Origin of the sequence: Microbacterium sp. BF1 (assembly GCF_019279095.1) — a bacterium.
In the GTDB taxonomy this organism is placed as follows: Bacteria; Actinomycetota; Actinomycetes; order Actinomycetales; family Microbacteriaceae; genus Microbacterium; species Microbacterium maritypicum.
This window is the reverse complement of sequence record NZ_JAGYWT010000676.1, coordinates 1-1,059: the sequence shown is the minus strand read 5'-3', so window position 1 is coordinate 1,059 and position 1,059 is coordinate 1. Positions and strand designations below refer to the sequence as shown.

1 protein-coding gene is annotated in these 1,059 nt (G+C 71.2%); it reads left to right on the top strand.

The window, feature by feature from the left end; translation table 11 throughout:
- Nucleotides 1–23: 23 nt before the first annotated feature.
- Nucleotides 24–1,059, top strand: a 1,036-nt coding sequence (locus KZA10_RS15945) for a GH116 family glycosyl hydrolase (RefSeq protein WP_308289695.1), incomplete at its 3' end; no start/stop codon positions are given.

The following is a 1,059-nucleotide window of genomic DNA, read 5'->3' as shown; positions in this document are numbered from 1 at the left end:
CGGCCCGCTCCACCACCGGATTCGTGCTCGCCTCCCCGGGCCCCGAGCTGGGCGACGGGCCGGTGTTCGCCGCCTGGGAGGGGTCCTTCGACCACGGCGGCTCGTGCGAGGGCACCTGCACGCACGTGTGGTCGTACGCGCAGACGCTCGCCTGGCTGTTCCCCTCGCTCGAGCGCAGCGCACGCCGCGCGGAATACCTGCTGGAGACAGACGAAGCCGGCGCCCAGAAGTTCCGCGGCAACCGCATCTTCGGCGGGCCCTCGTGGTTCATGGGCCCTGCGGTGGACGGCCAGCTCGGCACCCTGCTGCGACTGCACCGGGAATGGCGCTTCAGCGGCGACGACGACTTCCTGCGCGAGCTGTGGCCCGCCGCCTCCCGCACCCTCGACTACGCCATCCGGGAGTGGGATCGCGACGGCGACGGCCTGCTCGACGGCGAGATGCACAACACCTACGACATCGAGTTCCACGGCGCGGAACCGCTCGCGAACGGCGTCTACCTCGCCGCACTCCGTGCCGGGGCCCGGATGGCGTCCCACCTCGGGGAGGCCGATCGCGCCGAAGCCTGGAACGCCAGGGCCGACCACGTCGCCGCCGCCATGGACGAGACGCTGTGGAACGGCGAGTACTACCGGCAGGTGATCGACGACCCGGACGCGCACCGGTACCAATACGGCGACGGGGTGCTGTCCGATCAGCTGCTCGGCCAGTTCCACGCCTTCGTGAACGGACTCGGGCACATCCTCCCCGCTGACCGCGTCGACTCGGCGCTCGCCGCGATCGTCGCGCACAACCACCGCGACGACCTCTCCGCGCACGAGAGCACACAGCGCGTTTACGCGCTGAACGACGAGGGCGGACTGCTGCTCGCCTCCTGGCCGAACGGCGGACGGCCGGCGATTCCGTTCGTGTACTCCGACGAGGTGTGGACCGGCATCGAGCATCAGGTCGCCGCCTCCCTCCTGTACGCCGGCCGCGTCGACGACGCCCTGCGCATCGAGCGCTCGCTGCGCGCCCGGTACGACGGCGGCCACCGGAGCCCCTGGAACGAGATCGAAT